27 protein-coding genes are annotated in these 23811 nt (G+C 39.2%); 20 read left to right on the forward strand and 7 right to left on the reverse strand.

Features of this window, described 5'->3' with window-relative positions:
* The first annotated feature begins 78 nt into the window (after positions 1 to 78).
* A complete protein-coding gene (glpE, locus tag I6F41_RS13990; protein ID WP_011328971.1) occupies positions 79 to 396 on the forward strand; it encodes a thiosulfate sulfurtransferase GlpE in 318 nt (105 codons plus the stop codon).
* Positions 393 to 1217: a rhomboid family intramembrane serine protease GlpG gene (gene glpG, locus I6F41_RS13995; RefSeq protein WP_089368665.1), complete on the forward strand. Its 825-nt coding sequence runs from the start codon at positions 393 to 395 to the stop codon at positions 1215 to 1217. Before glpE ends, glpG begins: the two co-directional genes overlap by 4 nt.
* Here glpG and I6F41_RS14000 read toward each other — a convergent pair.
* Positions 1214 to 1612: a flagellar basal body-associated protein FliL gene (locus I6F41_RS14000; protein WP_011328969.1), complete on the reverse strand. Its 399-nt coding sequence runs from the start codon at positions 1610 to 1612 to the stop codon at positions 1214 to 1216. The genes glpG and I6F41_RS14000 overlap by 4 nt on opposite strands.
* Positions 1613 to 1767: 155 nt before the next feature.
* Here I6F41_RS14000 and I6F41_RS14005 point away from each other — a divergent pair, with 155 nt between their 5' ends.
* The gene (locus I6F41_RS14005; RefSeq protein ID WP_011328968.1) at positions 1768 to 2313 is read left to right on the forward strand and encodes a chorismate--pyruvate lyase family protein; all 546 of its coding nucleotides are present in this window, start codon (positions 1768 to 1770) and stop codon (positions 2311 to 2313) included.
* Positions 2310 to 3188, forward strand: coding sequence for a 4-hydroxybenzoate octaprenyltransferase (gene ubiA / locus I6F41_RS14010; RefSeq protein ID WP_086994012.1), 879 nt, complete (start codon positions 2310 to 2312; stop codon positions 3186 to 3188). The genes I6F41_RS14005 and ubiA overlap by 4 nt, the downstream gene beginning before the upstream one ends.
* A gap of 18 nt (positions 3189 to 3206) precedes the next feature.
* Here ubiA and I6F41_RS14015 read toward each other — a convergent pair whose 3' ends face one another.
* The 3 genes from I6F41_RS14015 to I6F41_RS14025 form a co-directional block, all read right to left on the reverse strand.
* Positions 3207 to 3827 (reverse strand): 2OG-Fe(II) oxygenase, encoded by a 621-nt coding sequence (locus tag I6F41_RS14015; RefSeq protein ID WP_041454529.1) that lies wholly within the window; start codon positions 3825 to 3827, stop codon positions 3207 to 3209.
* A gap of 92 nt (positions 3828 to 3919) precedes the next feature.
* Positions 3920 to 4804, reverse strand: coding sequence for a LysR family transcriptional regulator (locus I6F41_RS14020; RefSeq protein WP_041454528.1), 885 nt, complete (start codon positions 4802 to 4804; stop codon positions 3920 to 3922).
* Positions 4805 to 5108: 304 nt separating this feature from the next.
* On the reverse strand, positions 5109 to 5531 hold the full coding sequence (locus I6F41_RS14025; RefSeq protein WP_011328964.1) for a DUF2721 domain-containing protein: 423 nt from the start codon (positions 5529 to 5531) through the stop codon (positions 5109 to 5111).
* Between the two features lie 80 nt (positions 5532 to 5611).
* On the opposite strand from I6F41_RS14025, the gene I6F41_RS14030 reads away from it, so the two are divergent.
* From I6F41_RS14030 to tsaD, 3 genes are read left to right on the forward strand one after another with little or no spacing between them, the layout of a single operon-like run.
* Complete coding sequence (locus I6F41_RS14030) at positions 5612 to 5974, forward strand: putative signal transducing protein (RefSeq protein ID WP_011328963.1); 363 nt, start codon at positions 5612 to 5614, stop codon at positions 5972 to 5974.
* Positions 5958 to 6548, forward strand: a complete 591-nt coding sequence (locus I6F41_RS14035; RefSeq protein ID WP_011328962.1) for a YjaG family protein — start codon at positions 5958 to 5960, stop codon at positions 6546 to 6548. Before I6F41_RS14030 ends, I6F41_RS14035 begins: the two co-directional genes overlap by 17 nt.
* Positions 6549 to 6601: 53 nt before the next feature.
* Positions 6602 to 7615: a tRNA (adenosine(37)-N6)-threonylcarbamoyltransferase complex transferase subunit TsaD gene (gene tsaD / locus I6F41_RS14040; RefSeq protein WP_011328961.1), complete on the forward strand. Its 1014-nt coding sequence runs from the start codon at positions 6602 to 6604 to the stop codon at positions 7613 to 7615.
* 6 nt (positions 7616 to 7621) lie between these two features.
* Here tsaD and plsY read toward each other — a convergent pair whose 3' ends face one another.
* The gene (gene plsY / locus I6F41_RS14045; RefSeq protein WP_182684350.1) at positions 7622 to 8233 is read right to left on the reverse strand and encodes a glycerol-3-phosphate 1-O-acyltransferase PlsY; all 612 of its coding nucleotides are present in this window, start codon (positions 8231 to 8233) and stop codon (positions 7622 to 7624) included.
* Positions 8234 to 8441: 208 nt separating this feature from the next.
* Here plsY and folB point away from each other — a divergent pair, with 208 nt between their 5' ends.
* From folB to trmB, 8 genes are all read left to right on the forward strand, one after another.
* Positions 8442 to 8801: a dihydroneopterin aldolase gene (folB, locus tag I6F41_RS14050; protein ID WP_011328959.1), complete on the forward strand. Its 360-nt coding sequence runs from the start codon at positions 8442 to 8444 to the stop codon at positions 8799 to 8801.
* Positions 8802 to 9290, forward strand: a complete 489-nt coding sequence (gene folK / locus I6F41_RS14055) for a 2-amino-4-hydroxy-6-hydroxymethyldihydropteridine diphosphokinase (protein WP_041454526.1) — start codon at positions 8802 to 8804, stop codon at positions 9288 to 9290. It begins immediately after the preceding gene.
* Positions 9287 to 10087 (forward strand): undecaprenyl-diphosphate phosphatase, encoded by an 801-nt coding sequence (locus I6F41_RS14060; RefSeq protein ID WP_011328957.1) that lies wholly within the window; start codon positions 9287 to 9289, stop codon positions 10085 to 10087. Before folK ends, I6F41_RS14060 begins: the two co-directional genes overlap by 4 nt.
* A 228-nt stretch (positions 10088 to 10315) precedes the next feature.
* Positions 10316 to 11671: a UDP-N-acetylmuramate:L-alanyl-gamma-D-glutamyl-meso-diaminopimelate ligase gene (gene mpl / locus I6F41_RS14065; protein WP_182684349.1), complete on the forward strand. Its 1356-nt coding sequence runs from the start codon at positions 10316 to 10318 to the stop codon at positions 11669 to 11671.
* Between the two features lies 1 nt (position 11672).
* Complete coding sequence (locus I6F41_RS14070) at positions 11673 to 12296, forward strand: flavin prenyltransferase UbiX (protein WP_041454762.1); 624 nt, start codon at positions 11673 to 11675, stop codon at positions 12294 to 12296.
* Positions 12293 to 13222 (forward strand): ABC transporter ATP-binding protein, encoded by a 930-nt coding sequence (locus tag I6F41_RS14075; protein WP_011328954.1) that lies wholly within the window; start codon positions 12293 to 12295, stop codon positions 13220 to 13222. The genes I6F41_RS14070 and I6F41_RS14075 overlap by 4 nt, the downstream gene beginning before the upstream one ends.
* The gene (locus I6F41_RS14080; RefSeq protein ID WP_011328953.1) at positions 13223 to 13990 is read left to right on the forward strand and encodes an ABC transporter permease; all 768 of its coding nucleotides are present in this window, start codon (positions 13223 to 13225) and stop codon (positions 13988 to 13990) included.
* The gene (trmB, locus tag I6F41_RS14085) at positions 13990 to 14664 is read left to right on the forward strand and encodes a tRNA (guanine(46)-N(7))-methyltransferase TrmB (protein WP_086993984.1); all 675 of its coding nucleotides are present in this window, start codon (positions 13990 to 13992) and stop codon (positions 14662 to 14664) included. The genes I6F41_RS14080 and trmB overlap by 1 nt, the downstream gene beginning before the upstream one ends.
* Positions 14665 to 14673: 9 nt before the next feature.
* Here trmB and I6F41_RS14090 read toward each other — a convergent pair whose 3' ends face one another.
* Positions 14674 to 16539 (reverse strand): GGDEF domain-containing protein, encoded by a 1866-nt coding sequence (locus I6F41_RS14090; protein WP_182684348.1) that lies wholly within the window; start codon positions 16537 to 16539, stop codon positions 14674 to 14676.
* Positions 16540 to 16807: 268 nt separating this feature from the next.
* On the opposite strand from I6F41_RS14090, the gene panP reads away from it, so the two are divergent.
* Positions 16808 to 18433 carry a pyridoxal-dependent aspartate 1-decarboxylase PanP gene (gene panP / locus I6F41_RS14095; RefSeq protein ID WP_086993978.1) on the forward strand — a complete coding sequence of 542 codons (1626 nt, stop codon included), beginning with the start codon at positions 16808 to 16810 and terminating at the stop codon, positions 18431 to 18433.
* Positions 18434 to 18496: 63 nt separating this feature from the next.
* Here panP and argE read toward each other — a convergent pair whose 3' ends face one another.
* A complete protein-coding gene (gene argE / locus I6F41_RS14100) occupies positions 18497 to 19651 on the reverse strand; it encodes an acetylornithine deacetylase (protein ID WP_086993975.1) in 1155 nt (384 codons plus the stop codon).
* Positions 19652 to 19875: 224 nt separating this feature from the next.
* Here argE and argC point away from each other — a divergent pair, with 224 nt between their 5' ends.
* Genes argC through I6F41_RS14120 form a run of 4 tightly spaced genes read left to right on the forward strand, consistent with a single transcriptional unit; the run spans position 19876 to position 23793 of the window.
* Positions 19876 to 20886: an N-acetyl-gamma-glutamyl-phosphate reductase gene (gene argC, locus I6F41_RS14105; protein WP_011328948.1), complete on the forward strand. Its 1011-nt coding sequence runs from the start codon at positions 19876 to 19878 to the stop codon at positions 20884 to 20886.
* Entirely contained in the window at positions 20887 to 21654 is a 768-nt protein-coding gene (gene argB, locus I6F41_RS14110; protein WP_011328947.1) for an acetylglutamate kinase, read from the forward strand. It begins immediately after the preceding gene.
* A gap of 7 nt (positions 21655 to 21661) precedes the next feature.
* Positions 21662 to 22594, forward strand: coding sequence for an ornithine carbamoyltransferase (locus tag I6F41_RS14115; protein ID WP_011328946.1), 933 nt, complete (start codon positions 21662 to 21664; stop codon positions 22592 to 22594).
* Positions 22591 to 23793, forward strand: a complete 1203-nt coding sequence (locus I6F41_RS14120; protein ID WP_011328945.1) for an argininosuccinate synthase — start codon at positions 22591 to 22593, stop codon at positions 23791 to 23793. Before I6F41_RS14115 ends, I6F41_RS14120 begins: the two co-directional genes overlap by 4 nt.
* Positions 23794 to 23811: the final 18 nt, after the last annotated feature.

The following is a 23811-nucleotide window of genomic DNA, read 5'->3' on the forward strand; positions in this document are numbered from 1 at the left end:
ACGGTTTTATAAATGGTATTAAAAGGGCGGCTTGAGTCGCCTTTTTTATTGATTTAATTATTTTTAAAAGAGATTTCAATGGCATTTAAACATATATCAATAGCACAAACTCTTGAATTATTAGATAAAGAAGACGTAGTAATTGCAGACATCCGCGATCCAAATTCATATCAAGCGGGGCATATTCCAGGTTCTGAAGCGCTTTCGAACGCTAACATTGCACACTTTATGATGGAAAAAGAGTTTGATCAGCCAATAATTATTGTTTGTTATCACGGTATGAGCTCGCAAGGCGCAGCAAGCTACTTAGTGGAGCAAGGTTTTGAAGATGTGTACAGTATGGATGGTGGTTTTACAGCATGGGAAGCGGCCTACAGCGAGAAAGTTGAACGATGATAGAGCTTGGCAGTTTAAATAATCCGCGTGCTGCACAAGGCTTTATAGACTATTTAAAAAGCCAAGACTTGCAAGGCGAGTTACGCTCAACAGATGGTAGCACAGTAATTATTAGCGTTTTACCTGAGCACTTTCATCAAGTGCAACCGCTTTGGGCTGAGTTTACGCAAAATCCTAATCATGCCCGCTACCAGCAAGCATCTTGGGAAGTTGGAAGCACGCAATCACCGCTTAAGTATCAAGGGCAATCGCTGAATTTAGTGGCGCGATTTAAAGCGCTTAGCTGGCTTAATCAAACGGTTAGCATTTTAAGTATTGTTATTTATATTGCATTTTTATTGGGTGGATTTGAAACAATATATACCACGTTGCAGTTTAATCCTGCCGAGCCATTAACGTGGATTACCCCTGCTATAGTGCACTTTAGCGCCATGCATATTGTATTTAACTTAGTTTGGTGGGTGTCGCTTGGCGATAATATCGAAAAACAATGTGGCAAGCTCAGCTTAATCGGGCTGTTTGTGGTAAGCGCCTTAATCAGCAATTGGGCACAATATTTAATGGTTGGCCCTAACTTTGGTGGCCTAAGTGGCGTGGTATACGCGCTGCTTGGCTTTTGCTGGATCCACAGCGCCTTAAACCCTAAACAACCTGCATTAGTAAGTACTGCAATTATTGGTTTTATGCTAATTTGGTTGGTGCTCGGTTTTGCGGATGTGTTGTTTATAGGGATGGCTAATTGGGCGCATTTAGGCGGGTTAATTAGCGGTATGGCTTATGCCGTTACCACGTCTATATTAAAAACTAAAAGCCACAATTAATGATATAAATACTTGGTGAACAAGACTTCACGGATGATCTCTTGTCCCGTTTCTTCTTTTAATAAGCTTTTAAGTTTTGCTGCACTTTTTACTCTTATTTCTTCACGCCCACTGAGCGATTTTATTTTATCTTCAGGTTCTTTAGATAAAATTTCAACTAAGGCGTCGCGCAGCAATGGCGTATGGTGCTCTACGGTTGCAATATCTGATGCGTTATTTAGCATTAAATCGATAGTAATGCGCACATAGCCCATTTTTTTACTCGATGCGCCAATATAGTTGGTAATAATGTCTGGCTCAAAACCAAAGTAACCCACAGTCGAATCTGCTCGTGCGGTTAAGCTTACTAAACTTGCGATAAGTACAAAAAGGCCGGCGAATACTGTTTTTTTCATGTTAAATGCTGTTTTTTATAAACGTGTTGTAAATAGTCTATACCTTATAGTGCCTAATATACAGCGCAGAGCAACTATTAGTGGCAGTAAATCGTACTTTTTCAAATGCTTTGGCAATGTTATTATTCAACTGATTTTTATTAAGTAGAGCAATTGTGATTACTTTCCCTGTTTCATTATCTGCCGATTGGCAATGTGCCTCACTGTTTAGTGATTTATCGAGTGCAGAGCAAGAGTGGTTATTTGAACCGCATTCATTAACAGCCAAATTAAAAAGTCGCTCACAGTGTTTTAGTGTAAAAGTACTTAGTGAGCAAGAGTTTGAGCTTAGTGCAGAGCAACAACAATTATTAGGCTGTACGCAAACTACTGCGCTTAACCGTGAGGTACTTTTACTTTGCGACAATAAACCGGTTGTATATGCGCAAAGCTGGTTGCCAGCAAGTGTAAACGCCGCAAATAATAAATTACATAATATGGGGGAGCGACCATTAGGCGATGTGATTTTTCAAGATCCACAATTAACCCGCACAGATATAGAAATTGCGCGCTTTAATACCCAGCATTCATTACAACAGCTTGTTGCACAATTAAAGTTACCATCGCAAAGTTTACTTGGCCGTCGCAGTCTATTTTCGCTTAAAGACTATAAATTTTTAGTGTGTGAAGTGTTTTTACCAGGAGCGTATTTGTACTCATGAAATTAGCGCGTTTAACCCCAAGCCATATTCCTTATTATATTGCGCTCATGCGTATAGATAAACCAATAGGTACTTTACTATTACTTTGGCCAACATATTGGGCGCTGTGGTTAGCAAATGCAGGAATGCCAAGTTTAACTAACTTTATAGTATTTACGCTGGGTGTTGTGATAATGCGCAGCGCCGGATGCGTTATTAATGATTTTGCCGACAGAAAAATAGATGGTTCGGTTAAACGTACAATGCAGCGGCCATTAGTTTCAGGACAGGTTAGTAGTGGTGAAGCGATTAGTTTGTTTATATTATTAATAACAGTCGCATTTTTACTGGTGTTAATGCTTAGTGTAAATACAATATTACTCTCTTTTGGTGCACTTGCTTTAGCGTTTTGTTACCCGTTTATGAAGCGTTATACACAATTACCGCAAGTGGTGTTAGGCGCAGCATTTGGTTGGGCTATTCCTATGGCTTTTATGGCGTCAATTAATGCACTTCCTATACAGGCTTGGCTGTTATTTATTGCTAATATTTGCTGGACGGTAGCCTACGACACTATGTATGCCATGGTCGACAGAGATGATGACTTAAAAATAGGGGTTAAATCTACCGCTATTTTATTTGGTAAATACGATCGTCACATTATAGGGTTACTTAATTTAGCCTTTATAGCGTTAATGCTCGCTATAGGAGCACTTAATAATATTGGGCTGAGTTATTGGCTTGGTCTTAGTGTTGCTATTGTATTGTTAGTTTACCAACAAGTGCTTATTCAACAACGCGCACGCACCGATTGTTTTAAAGCGTTTTTAAACAATCATTATGTAGGATTAGCCTTTTTTATCGGCTTATTGTTTTCCTACCCTGTCGCATTTTAATAACAGGGTAGAGTATTGTTAGCGGGGTGGATCAATAATGCCACTGATTGACGTGTTTTTTCTGAACCAACCAGCAATCGAGTAGCGTTCATCAACCGCAGGTAGCACTTCATGAACAAAGCGTTCGCTTTCAAATAATACTAAGGTGCCAGCTGTTGGCCTAATAGTAATTTCAATGTCTTTACTTTTAGGTTTATAAATAACTAACTCGCCGCCTTGCTGTGGCGTGTTTAAGTATAAAACGGTGGTAAAAACACGGTTAGAACGACCTTTAAAAGCATCAACATGCTTTTTATAAAAATCACCTAAAGTATATTTTGCGTAGTGGCATTCATAATCAAATAACCCCATAAAAAAACACCGGTTAAGTGTTGTTCTAATGCCTTCCATCGCAGTTTGATAATTTTTTTGGGCTTGCGAACTGCCATCAAACCAGTATGTTTTGTCTTTGCGAATAGTGCTATCAATTTGCTGATTATTTAAGCGGCCAATTCCAGCTAAGCTAAAGTGCGGGTTTATCCGGTAACAATCGGCCATTAAATCAGACATTAAGCCTTCATCAATGGCGTTTTCAACAATAGCGTAACCATAAGCTTCAATATGATCTAAATATATTTCTGAGGTAATAAAGTTGCCCATTGATACTAATTATTAAAATAAAGAGCTGCTAGTCTAGTGCAAAGCAACTTAATAGCCATCATTTATATGTTTAAAGGCACTTATTTTATTTATTAATTTACCGTCATAGCCATTTTTTTTATCAGTGATAACAGGTGCTCTATATGCTCACCCACTTCAATTTTTTGACTCGTTTGTACTATAAGTTGCTCACGGCTTAGGTCTTTATTGGTTTTTAACTGAATAAGATTACTATTTTCAGCAATAGCATTGGTGTGCTCAATGCCTGCTATTGCAAAATGATCTGACTTTTCAAGACCTGCCATTACTTGCTCTATGCTGCCAACTTTAATGCTAGATGATTTGTTTAATCCATCAATGGCTTCATTAAGCATAAGTTGTACGGGTTTAGATTGTGAAAAACAACCAAACATAGGGTAGTGATCTAGCTCTTGTTTGCTAATGTCGGCTTTATGCGCAAGAGGGTGGTTTTTAGAAACAAATAAAATTAGCTGATCAGGTAAGTGAATATCACTACCAATGCTATTAATGGCTTGCGAATAAACACTAATATCTATTTCGCCCTGTTGCAGTTTACGCGAAAGTTCTTGTTTATCTTGGAGTTGCATTTCAATTTTAATATGCGGATATTGATTTAAAAATTGCCCACACGAAATAGGTACAACACTACTTGCTTTGTTGGTGTAGCCAATAATTAGCTTTTTTTCAATAGTGCCATTAATAGATTGAAAAATACGCTGCTTAGTTAATGCCAACTCACTAAGCGTATTTTTAGCATAATCAAGAAAAAGTTCACCAGCATCGGTAAGGTGTACCGAGCGAGTAGAGCGTTTAACTAACTCGTAGCCTATTTCTTCTTCAAGAGTTTGAATGCTACGTGTAAGCGCCGACGTGCTTATTTTAGTTTGTTCTGCGGCTTGTCTGAAGTGGCGTAACATGCCAAGTGCTATGAATTGTTCCAGTTGTTCAAATCTCACTTTATAGTCCCTTTTTATAAGTAAGTCGCATATACGCGAACATAGTAATATTACTTATTAATCTATTAAAATTAATAAGTAATATTTAAATGCGATTGTAAATTTATAATAAATTTCAATCAGCATATCCCTCTTTTAGTATTAATTAAAGAGTGAAATTGTTAAATAGTATTATCCTTTAGGTTAATAACTAATAGTTTGTTATGTGTTTTAAGCTTTTATTATGCAAGTAACATATAAAGTAGCTTTGCCTTAAGGGTTAATAAACCACTGTGCAAAAATTATTATTTGAAACTATAAGCTTTTATTCAACAAAGTTACGACTAACCCGGTTGCTCAATGGTTTATTTTCAATGCTTTGCAGTTCTATTTCAATTGCATCGCAAGAAATATGAATTTCAAATAACGAGGTTAATAACGATAAACTTAAGCAAGTAAGACTAACGCCAAATAAAATAATTCCAGTAGTATTGAGCTCTATAAATAACGCAAACATGGAAAGTGTGCATAGTAAAAAAGATACAACTCCATATACCTGCATGGTTCTTATAAGTTTTATACGCTTTCTTAAATTGGTTATTTGCGCAACAACAACCGGGCGAATTGATTCACCTTCACGGGCGTTTAATCCTCTAATTAATTGCGCTATTACTAAAAATCGGTTTGTATAGGCAAGTAGTAACAATGAAATAGCCGGAAAAAGTAATCCTGGAGTTGTAAGTGTCATATTTATTCCTGCAAGCTGGCTAGTTTATGAATTAACACATTAATGAAAGGCATTGTAAACACAAATAAATGAGGTGAAAATTGCAAAATACTAATAGTGATAACTTAACCGCTGACCCTTTCACATGGATAACAATATATCGCGCTGAAAATAGTTTAGAAGCGAATATAATTAAAGGCTTAATCTTAAATGATGGCATAGAGTGTCAAATTAAAGGTGAAATGCTGCAAGGAGCTTTAGGAGAAATACCGTTTGATCAGGCTCAAGCCAGTGTGCAGGTTTATGCGATAAAAGAGCGCCATGCGCGACAAATATTGGTAAACTACCAGCAAGTAAAACAATCAGCTCCAGATTGGGTGTGTCCTAATTGTAATGAGCATAATGGATCAACATTTGAATTTTGTTGGTCATGCGAGACGTTAAAAAATGACAAAAGCAAATAACTTTCAGCGTATTAGAGAGCTAAACTACTTACAAAAAGCAGTGTTAGCCAGTGCCTTAATTGAACGTATGCTACCTAACTATGGCCTATTTAGTGAAGCAACAGGGTTTGGTGACGAAACCGTTTTACGCAGTGCTTTAAATGTTTGCTGGGAGAAAATACTGCTACCAAAAAGTAAGATTGATCTTGAAAAGCAAATCGAGAAAATAGAACCCAATGTGCCTGAGCTAGCTGACTTTGATATGTTTGGTACGTATCCGGCAATTGATGCCGCGACCGCATTATTAAGTCTTATGCATGGTTTAATGGCGCAAGATGAGCAAGAGCTCATAAATATAAGTAAAATATCGCAAGCAACGGTTGCCCGCTTTATTGAGTATCAAATGACTGTTGAAGGTGAAGTTGCCGATAACAAAGCAATACGCGAACACCCACTAATGCAATACGAAATGGATGTATTAGGTGAGCTAATTGATTTTGTAGAAGCCATGGGCCGTGTGACCTCTGATAATGTTAAAGAACTTAAAAAACATGTGCTTGCTGATGGGCAAACCAATATTGGTTTAACATTATAAAACGTAAATAATTTAGTTTAAAAAGCACCTAAATAGGTGGCAGGAGAAAAACAGTGCGAATTTTGGGCATTGAATCGTCATGCGATGAAACCGGTATTGCTATATACGATGACGAAAAAGGTTTATTGGCGCATCAATTATATAGCCAAGTAAAAGTACACGCAGACTATGGCGGTGTAGTGCCAGAGCTGGCATCACGGGATCATGTACGTAAAACGCTGCCCCTTATCGACGCTGCATTTGCACAAGCGGGTTGCGGACCTGAAGATTTAGATGGCGTTGCGTATACAGCAGGCCCTGGTTTAGTTGGCGCACTTTTAGTCGGTACCTCAATTGGTCGCTCTCTTGCTTATGGTTGGGATATTCCTGCTGTAGCAGTGCATCATATGGAAGGGCATTTATTGGCGCCCATGCTTGAGGAAAATGTTCCTGAGTTTCCGTTTATTGCTTTGCTAGTATCGGGCGGACACACCATGATGGTTAAGGTAGCCGGTATTGGCCAGTATGAAGTGCTGGGTGAGTCGGTTGATGATGCAGCAGGCGAAGCATTTGATAAAACAGCAAAATTACTAGGACTTGATTACCCCGGTGGCCCACGTTTAGCTAAAATGGCAGAGCAGGGGGTGGCTAAGCGATTTATATTTCCACGTCCGATGACAGACAAGCCTGGTCTAGATTTTAGTTTTAGCGGTTTAAAAACAGCAGCGTCTATCACTATTCGTGAAAACAATGATGACGAGCAAACTAAAGCCGATATAGCACATGCATTTCAAACCGCGGTTATCGATACCTTGGTAATAAAATGCAAACGTGCACTTAAGCAAACCGGTATTAAACGACTAGTAATTGCTGGCGGCGTAAGTGCTAATACGCAGTTACGTTTGCAGTTGGAGCGTGTAATGCAAGGCATGAAAGGGCAAGTGTATTATCCGCGTACCGAATTTTGTACCGACAATGGCGCTATGATTGCGTACGCAGGGATGCAAAGGTTAAAAGCAGGGCAATTTGCTACCCTTGATATGAAAACTAAACCGCGCTGGCCAATTGACAGCCTAGAAGCTATTTAATAGCAGTTAAATATCGCTTTTTTCATCAGTGGGTGCTTTTTTAGCGCCCACTTTTGGCTCGTTACCACTAAATAATCGTGCGATATTAGAGCGATGCCTAAAAATAATTAGTACCGTAATAAAGGTAACGGGTAGCGTATAAAGTGGCTTTATTAACCAAGTGTATAAAGGTGCAAGCGAAACCGCAATTAAGGCAGCAAGAGAAGAGTAGCGTGTTATTGCTACCATAATAAACCAAGTACAAATTAATAAACCCGCCAAAGATAACCCTATAGGTAATAAAGAACCAAAAGCAGTTGCTACCGCTTTGCCCCCTTTAAAACCAAAAAATAATGGGAACATGTGCCCCAAACAGGCGGCCACAGCGACTAAACCAAGCGCAAGCGGCTCAAGATCTAAAAAGTAGGCCCCCCAAACGGGAATAGTGCCTTTTAAAACATCAAATATCAGTACTAAACAAGCGGGTAGTGCGCCCCCCAGCCGGTAAACATTAGTTGCCCCTGGATTATTAGAGCCATTACTACGCGGATCGGGGAGTTTAAATAACCGCGAGACGAGTATGGCCGACGAAATCGACCCAAGTAAATAGGCTAAAATAAACATTAAAGTGGCTAACACGTGCTTCCTTATTTTTTAATTGTACTTTTTCGGCTATTATTGACGTCAAAATTTATAAACTGCTTTAATTACTAACTAGTATAGCTACCTTGTTATTGTAGAAGTAATTTATATGTATTTAAACACTGATTAAAGTATATACAGTATTAATTTAATTGATACATTATGCAGTTAACTCAGTGGCTTGTTACTGTCATTAGGAGCATTAATGGACAAGGTATTTATATCGCAATTACACGTCGACACTATTATTGGAGTGTACGACTTTGAAAAAGAAAGTAAACAAAGCCTTTACTTTGACGTTGAAATGTTAAGTGATATTAAACCTGCAGCTGCAAACGATGATATTAACTTAGCACTCGATTATGCAAAAGTAAGTGAGCGGATCATTGAGCACAGTACGGCAAAACCGGTAGAGCTGCTCGAAACCTTAGTTGAGCAATTAGCGCATATAATTTTGACTGAGTTTAATACCCCACAAGTTACTATTCGAGTAAGTAAACCTGCAGCCGTTGCTCAGGCGCAAACTGTGGGTGTTGAAATTACGCGTACTAAGGCAAGCATTTAAATGGCGCAAATTTATATCAGTTTAGGGTCAAATATTAATAAGGCGCATTATATGCGCTGTGCGCTTATAGCGCTCAAGCCGCACTTTAACGACTTAGTGCATTCCTCAGTATTTGAAAGCGAAGCGGTTGGATTTGCTGGTAATAACTTTTATAACTCGGTGGTTGGTGCTACAACCGATATGCCATTAGCAGATGTATGTAGCTTACTAAAGCAAATTGAGCGCAATAATGGCCGTACTGCAAACGATAAAAAGTTTAGCCCGCGGACTCTCGATTTAGATTTACTATTTTATGATGATGTAATTTGCGACTCTCCCGCACAATTACCACGTGACGAAATTACAAAAAACGCCTTTGTATTACAGCCCCTAGCTGAAGTGGCCCCGCATTTTTATCACCCTGTTGCACAGCAAACCATTGCCGATCTTTGGCGCGAGTACAACAACCCTCAACAAAAACTATGGAAGGTGGAGTTTTCTAACCCATGAGTATTATTGAAATTATTGTTTTAGCTCTTATTCAGGGGTTTACTGAATTTTTGCCTATTTCTAGCTCTGCGCACTTAATTTTACCATCGCAAATATTAGGCTGGGAAGATCAAGGGTTAGCATTTGATGTTGCAGTACACGTAGGTACTTTAATTGCAGTAGTGATTTATTTTCGTAAAGAAGTAAGCAGCATACTTAGTGCGTGGTTTAAGTCGTTTGGTGCGCAAGGTAGCACAGATGACAGTAAATTAGGCTGGTGGATAATTTTAGGCACAATTCCGGCCGCTATTTTAGGTTTGCTTTTAAAAGACATGATTGAGCTTTATTTGCGTAGCGCATGGGTGATCGCGGTTACCACCATTATATTTGGTTTATTGCTTTGGTATGCGGATGCAAAAGGTAAGCAAATTAAAACGATTTATCAGCTAAATTGGAAAACCGCGCTTATTATAGGCCTAGCACAAGCCGTTGCGATGATCCCAGGTACATCACGTTCAGGTATTACTATGACCGCGGGTTTAATGCTTGGCATGAATAAACAAAGCGCTGCACGCTTTTCGTTTTTACTGGCAATACCTATCATTTCAATGATGGGACTTTACTATACCGTTGAGCTTGCACTAGGGGATCATCTAGTTGACTGGAGCACCTTATTATTAGGTGTTGTGTTGTCATTTTTATCGGCTTATGTCTGTATTTATATGTTTTTAAAAGTAATAGAACGCATGGGAATGTTGCCATTTGTTATCTACCGATTATTGCTAGGGGTCGGGTTAATTGTATTTTTAACGCTGTAATTAATATTTTTTACTCGTTTAGTTTAAGCGTTTAAAAGCCTTCCTAGTGTGGAAGGCTTTTTTGTCAGTGATACTTTTAACGTTAGTGGCTTAATTATTAAGTTACTTAGGCGTTTTTGGCAACAGTGAAATGCGCATGCGCAATGGTAACGAAGCACGAATTTTGGCATTATAGCGCCATTAAACTTTGCTGTTGTGCAAAGTAAGCACACGATTAAAGGAAAGTAGATGCATATTCATATTTTAGGTATTTGTGGCACCTTTATGGGTGGAATAGCTGCGATTGCTAAATCGCTTGGCCATAAAGTAACTGGGTCTGATCAAAACGTTTATCCACCTATGAGCACGCAGCTTGAAGATCTCGGAATTGAGTTAACCCAAGGCTACGAGGTAACCCAATTAGAGCCAGCGCCAGACATGGTGGTTATTGGCAATGCTATGAGCCGAGGCAATCCATGTGTTGAATATGTACTTGATAAAGGTCTGCCTTATACATCTGGGCCTGAATGGCTAAAACATAACTTATTACAAAATTCATGGGTACTTGCTGTTGCTGGTACACATGGTAAAACCACCACAGCGAGTATGCTTGCATGGATTTTAGAGTATGCGGGTTTAAAACCGGGCTTTTTAATTGGCGGCATAGTACAAAATTTTGGCGTGTCGGCCAAAGTAGGCGAAACCCCCTTTTTTGTTATTGAAGCAGACGAATACGACACTGCATTTTTTGATAAGCGCAGTAAGTTTGTGCATTATTTACCGCGAACACTTATTTTAAATAATCTTGAGTTTGATCATGCCGATATTTTTGAAGATTTAAACGCGATTAAAAAACAATTTCATCATTTAATACGTACAGTACCACAAAGTGGCAAAGTTATTTGGCCAAAGGATGATCAAGCACTTAGTGATGTAATAACTCAAGGGCTATGGAGCGAAAGTGAAACCTTGGGTATTGATTGGAATTATGAACTAATAAAAGCCGATGGCAGTGAGTTTAAAGTGCTTTTAAATAATGAAAAACAAGGCACCGTTAATTGGCAGGCAATGGGTGAGCACAACGTTAAAAATGCTATTATGGCAATCGCAGCTGCGCGCCATGTGGGCATTGCCGTTGAGCATAGTATAGCGGCACTTGGCGAGTTTATTAGCCCTAAACGACGCATGGAGCTCAAAGCCGATATTAATAATATAAAAGTGTATGACGATTTTGCACATCATCCAACGGCTATTCAAACCACATTAGCAGGGCTGCGCGCTAAAGTAGGCAGTGATAAAATAATTGCTATTTTAGAGCCGCGATCAAACACCATGAAAATGGGCGTGCATCAACATACATTGCTTGCCTCGTTGAGTGATGCTGATGAGGTACTGCTTTTTGAGCCAGAAAACCTAAGCTGGTCGCTGAGCGAACAAGCGGCTACAGCCGGTATGCAGTGTTTTACCAGTACCCAGGTAATTATTGATACCGTACTTGATAATATAGCAGCTAATCAACATATTTTAATAATGAGCAATGGTAGTTTTAATGGCCTGCATCAGCAACTAGTCGATGCACTGGCTAATAAATACAGCGGAGAATAATTTGCAATTTAAAGACACAATTACCTTAGCATTTAGTGGCGCGTCGGGTGCGCCTTATGGCTTGAGATTATTAGAGGTATTAATAGAGCAGCAATTTCAGGTGTATGTGCTTATTTCAAGTGCAGCGCGAGTGGTATTTGATATTGAATCTGGTATTAAGCTCTCAGGTAATGAAACCAAAGCCAGTGAGCAATTAAGTGCGCTATATAACGCCAAGCCAGAACAGCTAAAAGTATATGGTAAAGACAACTGGTTTAGCCCGGTAGCCTCAGGATCAGCTGCCCCTAAAAAAATGATAGTGTGCCCTTGTAGCGCGGGCACGGTTTCGGCTATTGCTGTAGGTGCATCTGACAACTTACTAGAGCGCGCCGCTGATGTGGTAATTAAAGAGCGTGGCCATCTTATTTTAGTGCCACGCGAAACACCATTTAATCAAATTCATCTGGAAAACATGCTTAAGCTTTCACGCTTAGGGGTCACCATTATGCCCGCGTCGCCGGGTTTTTATCATCAGCCACAAAGTATTGCCGATTTAGTTGATTTTATGGTGGCGCGAATTTTAGATCATTTAAACATTGAACATAACCTAACAAAGCGTTGGGGTTATGGTGAGGGCAAGTCATGAGTAAGCAACAAATTGCTTTAAATATAGCAGGCCTTACTAAGGTTTATACTAATGGGGTTGAAGCTGTAAAGGGTATTGATTTACAAGTGCGTGAGGGCGATTTTTTTGCCTTACTTGGCCCTAATGGAGCGGGTAAGTCGACCACAATTGGTGTTATTTCATCACTGGTAAATAAAACTAAAGGTAAGGTAGAGGTGTTTGGTTGCGACATAGACACCGACCTAGAGGCTGCTAAAGCGCATTTAGGCTTAGTGCCGCAAGAGTTTAATTTTAGCCAATTTGAAACCCTAACCCAAATATTAGTAACTCAAGCGGGTTATTATGGTGTACCACGCGGCGAAGCACATAAACGCGCCGAAAAATATTTAACCCAATTGGGGTTACTAGATAAAAAAGATAAACAAGCGCGTACGCTTTCAGGTGGCATGAAACGCCGTTTAATGATTGCTCGCGCACTTATGCATGAGCCTAAATTACTGATTTTAGATGAGCCAACGGCTGGTGTTGATATAGAGCTGCGTCGTTCAATGTGGGATTTTTTACGCCAAATTAATGAGCAGGGCGTCACCATTATTTTAACCACTCATTACTTAGAAGAAGCAGAGTTATTGTGTAAAAACATAGCCATAATAGACAATGGCTTGATTGTTGAAAACACCACAATTAAAGCACTGTTATCTAAGCTTGATAAAGAAACCTTTATTTTAGATTTAAAAACACCGGCTAAGCCAGTTACGCTTGAGGGTTATAAATTTACTATGGACGACGAGCATACTATTGAAGTTGAAGTGGCTAAATCGCAAGGCTTAAACGCTGTATTTAGTGCGCTAACTGAGCAAGGTAATACCGTATTGAGTATGCGTAACAAAGCAAATAGATTAGAAGAGTTATTTGTTGGATTATTAGAACAAGGTCGAGGCAAGTAAATGTTTAAATATGGCGTAGCCTTAAAAAGTATTTGGATTAAAGAGTGTATTCGTTTTTTACGTATTTGGGTGCAAACCTTAGTACCTCCAGCAATTACCATGAGTTTATATTTTGTTATTTTTGGTAACTTAATAGGCTCACGTATTGGAGATATGGGCGGCTTTAGTTATATGGAGTTTATAGTACCTGGACTGATAATGATGTCGGTTATTACTAACTCTTATTCTAATGTAGCCTCAAGTTTTTACTCGACTAAATTTCAAAAAAGTATTGAAGAGCTACTTGTAGCCCCAGTGCCAAACTATATTATTGTGCTTGGCTATATGGGCGGTGGTATGACGCGCGGAATAATGGTGGGCTTTATTGTTACCTGCGTATCGTTATTGTTTGTTGATATTCAAATTCATAATATTTTTATCATTATGGCTACCGTTATTTTAACCTCTGCAGTATTTGCACTCGGTGGCTTAATAAATGCTATATATGCAAATAGCTTTGACGATATTAGTATTATTCCTACCTTTATTTTAACGCCGCTAACTTATTTAGGTGGGGTGTTTTATTCAATTACATTACTGCCAGAGTTTTGGCAAAATGTATCACAAGTAAATCCTATTATTTATATGGTTAACGCGTTTAGGTATGGGTTTTTAGGCGTGTCGGATGTTGATTTAAGCTTGGCACTTGGTGTTATTTTAGTATTTATTATCGCGTTATTTACCTTAGCGCTGACATTAATTAAAAAAGGTGTGGGGCTAAGACACTAATGACTGATGCAAATTCGCGTAGTATTGTATCTAATCAAGCGGGTATTCACGAAAAGCTGGATGACATAGTTAGCAAGCATTTAAACGCAGAGTTTAAAAAGCCAATAGCAGCGCATACACAAACAGCGTTTGATGAGGTGAATGCTAAAGTACAGGCGTTTAAAGGCCCACTTATTTTAGATTCGTGTTGTGGTGTAGGAGAAAGTACCGCTAATTTAGCTAAGCGCCATCCCGATGCGCTGGTAATTGGTATTGATAAGTCGTCGCACCGGTTAGATAAGCACGATGTAGAGTATAAACAAACCGACAGTGGGCAATATATTTTGGTGCAAGCAGATTTAAACGACTTTTGGCGTTTAGCCGTGGCTGCAAACTGGCAACCTAGTCACCATTATTTGCTTTACCCCAATCCGTGGCCTAAATCTAAACATATTCGTAGGCGTTGGCACGGCGCGGCTATTTTTCCGTTTATTGTAAAGTTAGGCGGTAAATTAGAGGTTCGCAGTAACTGGGATATTTACGTTAAAGAGTTTGCCAGAGCACTTGAACTAACCGGTAATGCTTGTCAGGTTTCTGCTTATGGGGCAGATGAAGCAATCACCCCATTTGAGCGGAAATACTGGGCCAGTGGCCAACAAAGCCACCGCTTAGTTATTAATTTAACTCAGGGTTGATTAACTTTACTACTCAAATAATGGATTAACATGTGGCGCTGGGTGGGCAATGAAATTACCCTGCATTAGCGTCACATTTACTTTTTTGAGTGCCGTAGCAATAGCTTTGTTTTCTACCATAGAGGCAATTAGTTGAATATTTTGCTGCTTTGCAAAATTGGCCGTGTAATTAACAAATAGCGCCGTGTTCTCATCATTAACTATTTGCTTTATTAGCATGCCATCTAACTTTATTGCGTCAATTTCCAATTTTAAAATATTGAGTGTATTTGCAAAGTCATTGCCAAAACTGTTAATCATCACCTTGATCCCCTTACTTTTAACCATAGTTATAAATGCCCTTACGCTTGAATAATTGGCGATAACTTGTGGTTCAAATAAAACTAAAGTGATATTTGCAGGGTACGGATAGCGCTGTAACTCGTAAGCAATGTATTCATTTATGCTAGGGTCTAATATATCTTCAATAGTAATATTTAAACTCCAGCTAATTTGTGTTTTACGAAAGCGGCTAAGGCACTGTGAAAATAATGTACGGGTTAATAAGCCATCCATACGCAAGCGTATTACGGTATTTGAAAATGCATCGGGTTTTAAAATTTCGCCCTGTGAAGTCACTATTCGTGGTGTGCACTCGTAGTGTAGTGTTTGTTTAGACTCTATATCAATAACAGCCTGAAAATAGGGCACAACGCGCTTTTGCTCAAACGCTTCACGTACTTCTTTTGCTATTTCTAAATTATATAAATACAGCGACTTTGAGTCATTTATAGCCTCAGAGTAATTAACAACACTAAGGTTACCTTGTTTTGCCTGTAAAGCCGCAATATGGGCATTTTTTAGCAGTAACGACTTGTTTCCTCGGGCAATACCTGCACATAACGTAATGTAAATAAAGGGGTTGGTTAAAAATGGCGTATTAAAATTATATGATTGGATTAAATTACTTAGCTCTTCGTATGGGGTTTCTTTGGGGGTTAGTAACACCAGTTTATTGGTTGCTACACGATAAATACGATAATTTACATTGCTGTGCTTTTTAAAGTGTATTAGTAATTTTTTCATTACTTTGTCACCCACTTTAGTACCGTAAAAGCGGTTTATATTTTCAATTTCGTTCACCCAAATTATGGCCATTTGCATATGGTGAACAGGGGTATTTAAAAAATATTTTTCAAGCGCAATATGATTAGCAAAACCACTACCAGAGTCTCTCATGGCAGCGCGTTTAGTCGCGTAGTTATACATAATCAGCAACAATATAATAATAACTAAAAAAAAGCCGCCTAAAACAGCCGATGTTGAGGCGCTTTGCGCTAACTTATTATTAATAGTTTTAAGGCTTATATCGGCAGCAGTTAAATATGTAATGCCATTTTTATCAATATGCGGGATAAAAATAGTTTTAAAGTCGCCCCATTGATCACTCGATATTTCAAAAACAGGCTCAGTAGATAAAAAGGCACCAATATTAGCTTTAGTTGCCTCTGGGTATAAATCTAAAAACTGGGTTACCTTGCCACTATTTTGATCCTCTTGGGTGTAGCTAGAGGCGCTAAAATGAACCTTGCCATTAATTAACACCATAGAATACACGTAAGCAATATCGAGTGCTTGTGCAAGCTCAGAAAGCTGCTTACTTTTACTTTCGTAAGTTGCAAAGCTAATAGTTTGGGTTTTATTTATTTTACTGTGATAGTCATCGCCCAAAATATATTTAACGCTGGTGGCTGCATTAATAAGGCGATTATCGAGAGTGTTAATTACATCACTGCGAATGGTGCTATAAGTATAATAAACACAGATAATTAAACTGATTAAAAACAGCATAAAAGCGCTTATTAACCCATTTATTCTTAGTTTTCCTTGTAGCATATAATTCCCTTTTTATTGTTAAATTAATTATACGCAAAAAAAACAAATGCCCAATGACTTAATTGATTTTGAATTAAAAAGATAAAAAACAGCCAAAATTAGTATTATTTGTCATGTCATTTAGCGTTTTTATGGCTTTAAGCGAGACATTTTCTTAATATTGCAGTAAAGTTAGCGCAATTATTAAAAACCCTGTTACTAAAATAGCACCTTAATTTAGTGTGTTTAATAGAGTAGCAGGCGTTTTAGCCACACACTAGGTATTAAGATGGATCAAAAGCGTTTTGCCGTCGCCTCTAAAGAAAGCCTTAAGCGTATATTTACTGTACCTGAAGCGCCAGACTCAACTTTAAGCAAAATAGAGCTTGAAATATCGAGTAATTTAGCAGGTTTTTTAAACGAAAACATTGCGGCAATTGAAAAACCATTACACGAAATTGAAAAAGACTTTCAGTCGGCGATGATCCCAGAGGATCCAACGTTTGTATCTGCTTATGCGCAAGATATAATGGAGCAGCTGGTTGCACACTCTGTGCACACCGCAGCGCCTAGCTTTATTGGCCATATGACTTCTGCTTTACCTCATTTTTTACTACCACTGTCAAAGCTAATGGTAGGGCTAAATCAAAACCTAGTAAAAATAGAAACCTCTAAAGCTTTTACCCCACTTGAGCGCCAAGTGCTTGGAATGATGCATCATTTAGCGTACGGGCAACAACACGAGTTTTATGCTAAATGGATGCACAGTGCAAAAACATCATTAGGTGCATTTTGCTCAGGCGGTACTGTAGCCAATATTACGGCGTTGTGGATTGCGCGAAATCGCTTATTAAAACCTGATGGCGATTTTAGGGGAATAGGCGCACAAGGCTTAATTGCTGGTATGCTGCATTACGGCTATAAAGGCTTAGCTATTTTAATTTCTGAGCGAGGCCATTATTCGTTAGGTAAAGCGGCTGATTTATTAGGAATTGGTCGTGAAAACTTAGTGGGTATTAAAACATGCGAAAACAATAAAGTAGATGTTAATGCCATGCGCGAAAAAGCCTTAGAGCTTGAAGCGCAAGGTATTAAAGTAATGGCCATTATTGGAGTAGCGGGTACCACAGAAACCGGTAATATCGATCCCCTTGAAGCGATGGCAGATTTAGCACAAGACATTAATTGCCACTTTCATGTTGACGCTGCATGGGGCGGGGCAACTTTGTTATCTAATACCCATCGCCATTTACTCAAAGGTGTTGAGCGCGCAGACTCAATTACCATTGATGCACACAAACAAATGTATGTTCCTATGGGAGCTGGGCTGGTGTTGTTTAAAGATCCAACCGCTACCGATGCAATTGAACATCATGCAGAGTATATTTTACGTAAAGGCTCAAAAGATTTAGGTAGCCATACACTTGAGGGAAGTCGCCCGGGTATGGCAATGTTAGTACATGCTTGCTTACGTGTAATTGGCCGTAAAGGCTACGAAATGCTAATCGATCGTAGTATTAAAAAAGCCCATTACTTTGCTAATTTAATTAAAGCAGATGAAGATTTTGAGCTGATCTCAGAGCCAGAGCTGTGCTTATTAACGTATCGTTATGTGCCTAAGCAAATAAAGCAGGCAATTGCAGATGCTGATCCACAAACACGGATTGATATTTTTGCCTCACTTAATCGCTTTACTGCAAGTATGCAAAAACGGCAACGTGAATCAGGGCGATCATTTGTATCACGTACGCGTTTAACGCCTACTCAATACGATAATCAGCCCACCGTGGTATTTAGGGTAGTACTTGCTAACCCACTTACATCAGGCGTTATTTTAAAAGAAATTTTAGCAGAACAAAAAGAGTTGGCTAAAACAGATCCGGTATTTAAAAAGTATTTAAGCAAGTATATGTAATTAAAATATTAGCTTAAATAAAAAAGACGCTATTTAGCGTCTTTTTTATTTTTATAATCGCAATTAAGAAAAGCTAAAACAACTCGCTTTAATTATATTAGTGATAATTTGCTGTGAAGGCTTAATTTTTTCCATTGCTAAAAATTCATCAGGTTGGTGCGCTTGGTTTATAGAGCCGGGGCCCATTACTATGGTTTCACAACCAAGCTGTTGAATAAATGGCGCTTCTGTACAGTAGTTTACTGCCACCGCTTTTTGCCCCGCTATTTTTTCGGCTAGTTTAACCAAAGCGCTATCGGTGCTACCAGTAAATGCAGGAATTGGTTCGTGTAAATCAATTACGCTTACGGCATTAGGGTATTGCTGGTTTATTTCGTGAGTTGCATCAAGTACTAACATTTGCAGCTCTTGCACGCTTAAGCCCGGTAATGGGCGCATATCTATATGCATTTCGCAGCAACCACAAATTCTGTTCGCGTTGTCGCCGCCATGAATATTACCAAAATTTAAGGTTGGATAGGGTATTTCAAAGTGTTCTATTGAATATTTATGCTTTAACTGTTCTTTTAAGATCAGTAGTTTTGTAATCACTTTGTGCATTACTTCGATGGCGTTAACACCACGTTCGGGATCTGAGCTATGGCCTGAGCGTCCGACTACTCTAATTGCGGTACTCATATGCCCTTTATGTGTAAATACTGGAGTCATATCAGTGGGTTCGCCAATTATACAGCGATCTGGTTTTAAATTTGGATGTTTACAAATTTGTTGAGCACCGGCCATTGTTGTTTCTTCATCGGCGGTGGCTAAGATCAAAATAGGCTGAGTTTGCTGTTTTTCATCAAGTTCACTAATAGCTTGCAGTACAAAAGCAAAAAAGCCTTTCATATCAATACTGCCTAAGCCATATAGTTTATTGTTGTGCTCGGTTAATTTAAATGGATTATGATTCCAGCGGCTATCGTCAAATGGCACTGTATCGGTATGGCCTGCGAGCATTAATCCACCATCGCCTTTACCGCGTTTAGCTAATAAATTATAGCGACCTTTGCCGCCTTCTAATTCAATTATTTCACAGCTAAAGCCTAAGCTTTCACACCATTGTGCCAGTAATTCAATAACATTTTTATTACTCATACACAGGCTATCTTCAATGGCACTAATAGAAGGCGCTGCAATTAATTGTTGGTACATAGAAATAAATGAAGGCAAAGACATAAAAAATCCAAAATAAGTAATCAATTTAATTGCATAACAATATAAAAGTATTTATGATGAATATCAATTCACTTTTTAAGCATAAATATTTTAAAAGTAGCGACATGAAAATAATACGACGATAATCAACATTCATTAATTAATTAAAGTCTTAATTAGCCCCAGAGCTAGTTTAAGCGAACAACATGGATAAGTAGTAACTAATTTTAAATAACGAGTAAACAATGAATGTAGTGATTATTGGCGCAAGCGGTTATAGCGGCGCAGAACTAGCAAGTTTAGTTGCTAAGCACCCTAAACTAATTTTAACTGGCTGTTATGTATCTCAAGGTAGCTTAGATAAAAATAAACTGCTGAGTGATTTATACCCCGAACACTTAGGGCTACTCGATCAGCCTTTACTGCCTCTTAGTGAATCTGCTTTTAGCGATATAGAAAACAGTGCCGATTACGTGTGCTTATGTACCGATCATAAAGTAAGCGTAGATTTAGCGCCGCGTTTTTTAGCCATGGGTAAAAAGGTATTTGATTTATCTGGCGGGTATCGCCTTGCGAGCAATGACGACTACGTTACTTATTATGGCTTTGAGCACCAACATCCAGAGTTATTAAATCAAGCTGCTTATGGTTTGGCTGAGTGGAATAGCGATGCTATTGCCGCGGCGCAATTAGTAGCCGTAGCGGGTTGTTATCCTACGGCTGCGCTTAATGCACTTAAGCCTTTGCAGCAGGCCGATTTATTAACAGAGCAAACAATTATAATTAATGCGGTATCGGGTGTAACCGGCGCAGGGCGTAAAGCTAGTATTGGTACCCATTTTTGCGAAGTGTCGCTTGCCCCCTATGGTTTATTTAATCATCGTCATGGCCCTGAAATAGAGCAACACCTTGGTCACAATGTTTTATTTACACCCCATTTAGGTAATTTCCCGCGTGGTATTTTAGAAACTATTTATGTGCAATTAAAGCCTAATGTCACCATTGAGCAAGTAACACAAGCGTACCAAGTACTTGCCGATGAGCCGTTAATTCGTTTACTGGGCGATAAAATCCCCTCAATTAAAGGCGTAGCTAAACAGCCATATGTAGATATTGGCTGGCAGCAACAAGGCACACAGTTAATTGTTATAGCTGCCATTGATAATTTATTAAAAGGCGCTGCAGGACAAGCTTTGCAGTGTATTAATTTATCAATGGGATTGGCGCATACCACAGGCTTAAAAGGATCGTTTTAAATGAGTAAAAAAACCTGGGTAATTAAACTTGGCGGCGCTGTACTTAATACAGAAAACGCGGCTAAAGCATTATTTTCAGTACTTAATGAGCAGCACAACGCGCAGTTTGTCATTGTGCATGGCGGAGGCGCGCTTGTAGATACTTGGCTTAAAGACGCTGGTTTTGCCAGTGCAAAGCATCAAGGTTTACGTATTAGCCCTAAAGAGCAAATGCCGTACATAGTGGGTGCGCTTGCAGGTTGTGCTAATAAACAATTAATGAGTGCGGCAATTAATGCTGGCCATAAACCAGTTGGTTTAAGTTTGTATGAAGCTGGTGTTACTGCCACGCAAAAACTAAAAGCATTATGTTTAGTGGGTAAATGTACCAGTAACGATGATTCGATTATTAACGATTTACTAAAAATTGGCCGTATGCCAATTGTCAGCTCAATTGGTTTTGACTTGCAAGGGCTTTGGTACAACGTTAATGCTGACGAAGCCGCCGCTGCAATTGCCAACAACTTAAACGCAGAACTAATATTTATGACCGATGTTGAAGCAGTGCTTGATGCAAATAAGCAGCCTTTACATCAACTAGATACAAAACACATTGATACTTTAATAAATGAAGGAGTAATTGTGGGCGGGATGGAGGTCAAAGTTAAGACCAGTCTTCACGCTGCCCAACACTTACGACGCGGTGTGTATATTTCCAGCTGGCAAAAGCCAGAAAACTTAACAGCTTTGCTGCAAGGCAAGCATGTCGGAACTAAAATTACACCATAGGTTTATTATGTTTGAGAATTTTTTAACGGGTTTAGAATTAGACCAACAAGGCGCACTTAACTTATTAAAGCTAGCGCAAGATATTAAAGCAAACCCTAAAAAATACAGCCAAGTATTGGCTGGTAAGTCAGTGGTTACTTTATTTGAAAAACAAAGCTTACGTACACGTTTATCGTTTGATATTGGTATAAATCGCTTAGGCGGCCATGCCGTGTATTTAGATCAACAAAATGGCGCGATGGGTGCACGTGAGTCAGTAAAAGATTTTGCTCTTAATATTTCTACCTGGGCAGATGGTATTGTAGCGCGCGTAAATCAGCACAGTACATTAACCACATTAGCGCAGTATTCATCGGTGCCAGTAGTTAATAGCTTGTGTGATTTATATCATCCTTGCCAAGCACTTGCTGATTTTTTAACACTACAAGAAGTGCATGGCGATGTGAGTCAATTAAAGTTAGCTTATTTAGGTGAGGGCAACAACGTAACGCATTCATTAATGTTGCTTGCTGCAACATTAGGTACAGACTTTGTTGCCGTTACGCCTAAAGGATGTTCTCCAGATTCACAAGTTCTGAAAAAAGCGGAACAAATAGCAGCAATGAATGGTGCGTCAGTAATGGTGAGCGACAGAGTAGAAGCTGCTGTTGGTGCAAACGCAGTATACGCCGACACTTGGGTATCAATGGGCGACACCACACCACTTGAGTTAGTAAAAGAAAAATACATGCCTTATCAATTAAATAAAGCATTATTAGAGCAAACCGGTGCAACAACAGTGTTACATTGCCAACCGGCACACCGTGAGTTCGAAATTACCTCTGAGGTAATGGACGGTCCAGCGTCAAAAATTATACAACAAGCCGAGAATCGTATGCATGCGCAAAACGCTCTGCTAGTTACATTATTAAATCCAAATTTTGTTAAGGAACACCTATGAGTTCATTTAAAAAAGTCGTTTTAGCCTATTCAGGTGGACTTGATACGTCGGCCATTGTGCCATGGTTAAAAGAGAATTACGGCTGTGAAGTTATTGCCTTTGTGGCCGATGTTGGCCAAGGTGCAGAGGAGCTTGAAGGCGTAGAAGCTAAAGCTATCGCATCGGGTGCTTCTGAGTGTTATGTAGTTGACTTAAAAGACGAAATGGTAAGTGATTACATTTACCCTACGCTTAAAACAGGCTCAATTTACGAAGGTACTTATTTATTAGGTACGTCTATGGCGCGCCCAATTATTGCTAAAGCACAGGTAGAAATTGCGCGTAAAGTGGGTGCCGATGCACTTTCTCATGGTTGTACAGGTAAAGGTAACGACCAAGTACGTTTTGAATCGTGTTTTGCAGCGCTTGCGCCTGATTTACAAGTAATTGCGCCATGGCGTGAATGGGATTTATCAAGCCGTGAGTCATTACTAGATTACTTAGCTGAGCGCGATATTCCATGCTCGGCATCGGCTACAAAAATTTATAGCCGTGATGCAAACGCATGGCATATTTCGCACGAAGGCGGCGAACTTGAAGATCCATGGTGCCAACCAAGTGAAAAAGTGTGGACCTGGACAAACTCTCCAGAGCAAGCGCCAGATAAAGCTGAACTAGTAACACTAAATGTAGTTGAAGGTGAAGTTGTTGCAGTAAATGGTGAGCAGCTTAAACCTTATGATTGTTTAGTTAAATTAAACGATATTGCATCGCCTCATGGTGTTGGTCGTGTTGATATTGTAGAAAACCGATTAGTGGGTATGAAATCGCGCGGTTGTTACGAAACCCCAGGTGGCACCGTAATGATGGCGGCACTGCAAGCCATTGACGAACTGGTGCTTGATAAAGCAAGCCGTAAGTGGAAAGAAGTACTAGGCGGCGAATTTGCACATTTAGTGTATGACGGTCGTTGGTTTACACCACTTAAAGACTCTATTTTAGCTGGTGCTGAAGCACTTTCTAAAGATGCAACAGGTGAAGTTGTGCTTAAGCTATATAAAGGCCAAGTTACAGCAGTGCAAAAGCAGTCGCCACACAGTTTATACAGCGAAGCGTTTGCTACCTTTGGTGAAGATGATGTGTACGACCAATCACACGCAGAGGGCTTTATTCGTTTATTCTCGCTTTCAAGCAGAATAAAAGCATTAGCTAAAAAGTAATTTTTACGCCCCTTGTTA

The sequence above is a fragment of the Pseudoalteromonas sp. SCQQ13 genome (genome assembly GCF_015864415.1).
Taxonomy (GTDB): Bacteria; Pseudomonadota; Gammaproteobacteria; order Enterobacterales; family Alteromonadaceae; genus Pseudoalteromonas; species Pseudoalteromonas nigrifaciens.